Annotated in this window: 3 protein-coding genes; all 3 read right to left on the minus strand. The window is 74.1% G+C overall.

Annotated elements, in window-relative coordinates; all coding sequences use genetic code 11:
- Nucleotides 1-1,693, minus strand: a 1,693-nt coding sequence (hpnE, locus tag AC5LUJ_RS18870) for a hydroxysqualene dehydroxylase HpnE (protein ID WP_493465396.1), incomplete at its 3' end; no start/stop codon positions are given.
- 131 nt (nt 1,694-1,824) lie between these two features.
- Complete coding sequence (hpnD, locus tag AC5LUJ_RS18875; protein WP_250286107.1) at nt 1,825-2,730, minus strand: presqualene diphosphate synthase HpnD; 906 nt, start codon at nt 2,728-2,730, stop codon at nt 1,825-1,827.
- On the minus strand, nt 2,727-3,695 hold the full coding sequence (gene hpnC, locus AC5LUJ_RS18880) for a squalene synthase HpnC (RefSeq protein WP_493465393.1): 969 nt from the start codon (nt 3,693-3,695) through the stop codon (nt 2,727-2,729). The genes hpnD and hpnC overlap by 4 nt, the downstream gene beginning before the upstream one ends.
- Nucleotide 3,696: the final 1 nt, after the last annotated feature.

Here is a 3,696-nt window from a genome sequence, read left to right on the forward strand (position 1 = left end):
GGGCCGGCGGTGCCGACGAGCTGGGCGGCACCGGCGAGGCGGGCGGAGCCGGCGAAGCGGGCGAACTGGGCGGAGTCGGTGGGGTCGACGGTGGACTCGGCTGTGGGGATGCCGCCGGCAGCGGCGGGGCGCTCGGTGCGCCCGTCGGCCTGGGAGCCGATGATCCCGGTGGGCTAGAAGACGACGGTCTCTCGCCAGGGACCTTGGTCTCCGGCGTCCGGGACGATTGTGATGTTTTACACGGGCTGACCGGCGACGACCCGCATCCTCCCAGCTGCGCAGGAGCACCACCGGATGTCACGACCACGGGCAGCAACCGGCGGGCCGGGCCGGGTGACGGTGGCCTGGGGCGCCAGCCGCCGAGCGCCACCTTCGCCGCGGCCAGCCCGCTGCGCACCGCGCCCTCCATGGTCGCGGGCCAGTCCGTATCGGTCCACGCGCCGGCCAGCGCGAGGCCGGGCAGTCCGGTGGCCGGGCCGGGGCGCAGCGCCCGGGTACCGGGGGCCTGCCGGAACGTCGCGGTGCGTTCCCGGGTGACGAACACCTCGACCGCCTCGGCGTCCCGCGCGGCGGGCAGTAGCCGACGCATCTCCTCGACGAAGATGTCACGGATCTCACCGGCGGGCCGGTCGATCCAGTCGTCCGCGGCCGACAGGGAGATCGCCAGGTACTGCGCGCCCGCGCGCTCGGGGTGATCGGCCACCGACTCGGCGATCCCGCTGGAGGCCGTCCGGTCGAAGACCCACTGGACGGGGGAGCCCACCACGGCCAGGAAGGGCCCCGCCAGCACCGGCCGGTCGTAGATCATATGGACGTTGACGATCGGTGACGAGCCGAGGTCGACGAACCGTTCCGGATCCGCCACCGCGCCCTCGGGCAGCAGGGCGGCCGCCGCCGGCGGTGGCACGGCGAGCACCACCGAGTCGGCGTCGAGCGTGCCGCTGTCGGTGACCACCCGCCACCCGGTGGCTGTCCGGTCGATCGTACGGACCTTCACGCCGGTCCGCACGTCCGCGCCGACGTCGGCGAGCTCCGAGGCCGCCGCCTCCCCGTGCAGCCGCTGGAGGGGCACCTCCGCCCAGCCGATGTCCCCGGCGTCGGCCCGCTCCAGCAGGCCGGTGCGCACGACCTTGGCGGCGAGCCCGAGGGAGGCCGCGTCCGCGGGGGCGTTGAGGGTGGCGACGGTCAGCAGCTCCCACAGCGCCTCGATCGTGGCCGGTGACTGGCCCCGGCGGGCCAGCCAGCTGCCGAACGAGACACCGTCCACCTCGGGCCGGCTCGGGTCGAGCCGGCCCAGCCGGTAGGCGGCGAGCGCGGCCCGCAGCCGCTGGCCGAGCGGGAACGCGCGGTATCCCAGCAGCGCCGGGGTCAGGTGCAGCGGCGCCGGCCAGGGGATGCGGGTACGCCGCAGCCGGGCGTTCGTACCGGAGCCGGCGAGCAGCACCGGGACGTCCAGCCGCGGCTGGAGGGTGGTCAGGTGCTCGACGCCGAGCCGGCGGAGGAACCCACGGTAGGCGGTGCAGCAGCGCATGAAGACGTGCTGGCCGGTGTCGACCCACAGCCCGTCCCTGGCGAACGAGGCGGTGGCGCCGCCCAGCCGCGGCCGCGCCTCCAGCACGGTCACGTCCGCGCCGATGTCCGCGGCGGTCAGCGCGGCCGACAGGCCGGCGAGCCCGCCACCGACGACGACCATCCGGTGGCCGCCCGGCGCCGGCGGCGGCCCGACGGCAAGCGTCACGGCAGGCTGTGCCGCGGCGGGTGATGCCGTGACAGCCCGCGTCCGCTGTGACGGTGCCGCGTCCGACGGCGTCCCGGTGCCCACGCTCATGCGGCCGACACCTCCGGGCGCCCGGCCAGGCTGCGCGCGGCCACCACCGCCTTCTCCCAGCCCGGCAGCGACAGCCGTTGCTGCAGGACGGGGGTGGGGTCGGTCCTGATCCGGCGGTTGAGCCGCAGGTAGATCCCGGCCATCGCCCCGCAGCAGGCGGCGCTGCGCCGGTCGAGCATGGTCAGCAGTTTCAGACCGCGCCCGTACCATTCGTCGGCCCGCTGCGCGCACTCCCGGAGGTAATCGACGAGTGCGTCCTCGGGACCGCCGAGCCGGCCGTCCGGGCCGAGGGCAAGGGTGATCCCGGCCTTTTCCAGTTCGGCCCGGGGCAGATAGATCCGGCCGGTAATCAGGTCCTCCCGGACGTCTCGGAGAATGTTGGTCTGTTGCAGGGCGATCCCGAGCTCGTCGGCGACCGTGGCGGCTCCCGCGTCCGCGCGCGCCGCCTGCGTGCCGAAGATCCCCAGTGACAGGCGCCCGATCGTGCCGGCCACCCGTCGGCAGTACTCGACAAGGTCGTCGAAGGACTCGTAGGTGACCCCACGCAGATCCATCTCGACACCGTCGATCAGTTCGCAGAAGGCGTCCAGCGGGATGGGGAACCGCCGGCAGGCGTCATCCAGAGCTATCAGAACCGGGTCGGAGCCGGCCGCGCCGAGCCCTGTGATGTCCGCCCGGGCCACGGCCAGGCGGGTGGCCTTCTCCTCGAGGGGCAGGTCGCCATCGCCGATGTCGTCGAGCCGGCGGGCGAAGGCGTACACCGCGGACAGCGCCGCCCGTTTGTCGACCGGCAGCAGCCGGATGCCGTAGGCGAAGTTGCGCGCGGCCTCGCGGGTCAACGCCTCACAGGACGCGTACGCTTCCTCTACCGTCGGCGACCGGAAACGACCGTCGTAGATCATTCGCCACCTCCACCCGCGGCGGGCCTGTTGATGATCCCGCCGCCGGTGACCAGCGGCGGCAGCGCGACACGCGCCGAGCGGGCCGCCCGCCTGGCGGACGGGGTGAGCGAGGCCAGCGCCACCGTCAGGGCGTAGCGGGCGATCCGCGGCTTCGGCGCGGTCGGGGCGCCGCCGAGGACGTCGCACCCGGCCCGCTCGACCGCGTCCAGCGCCGCGCGGCCACCGCCGACGAACCCGGCCAGGACCAGCCGCAGCCGGCCCTCGACGAGGCCCACCAGCGGTGTGCCCTCGTCGAGGATCCGGCGGGCGCGCAGCACCTGGAAGGCGATCAGCTCCCGTACCGCCGGGCCGGCGCTGGGGTGCGCGAGGTCCCGCTCACGTACCCCGAAGCTGTCGAGGTCCTCCCGGGGCAGGTAGATCCGGCCGGCGGCATAGTCCTCGGCCACGTCCTGTACATGCTCGACGATCTGCAGCGCCGTGCAGACCCGGTTCGACAGCTCGACCCGGTCAGGGGTGCTGACGCCGAAGACACCGAGCACCATGTGCCCCACCGGGTCGGCGGACAGGGTGCAGTAACGCAGCAGGTCGTCGAAGGTGTCGTAGCGGGTGACCAGCTGGTCCTGCCGGTTGGCCGCGACGAGCCGGCGGAACGGCTCCGGCGCCAGGCCGCATTCCCGGACGGTCGGCGCCAGCGCCTGGATGACCGGGAGTGTCGGCGTCCCGCCCCAGATCTTCTCAAGATCGTCTTCCAGCGCGTCGAGCAGCGCGAGCCGGTCGCCGGCCGCCTCGTCACCGATGTCGTCGACGAGACGGGCGAATCCGTAGATCGCGAACAGGTGCTGCCGCTGCCGGGCCGGCAGGATCAGCGGAGACACCGGGAAGTTCTCGGCGGAAGCCGCCCGCAGCACATCCTGGGGTGAGGACGTGAGGGCGTTCCCGGGCAGCGGCGCAGCAGGAGCTCCCACC

The sequence above is a fragment of the Protofrankia sp. CiP1_Cm_nod3 genome, from assembly GCF_982290655.1.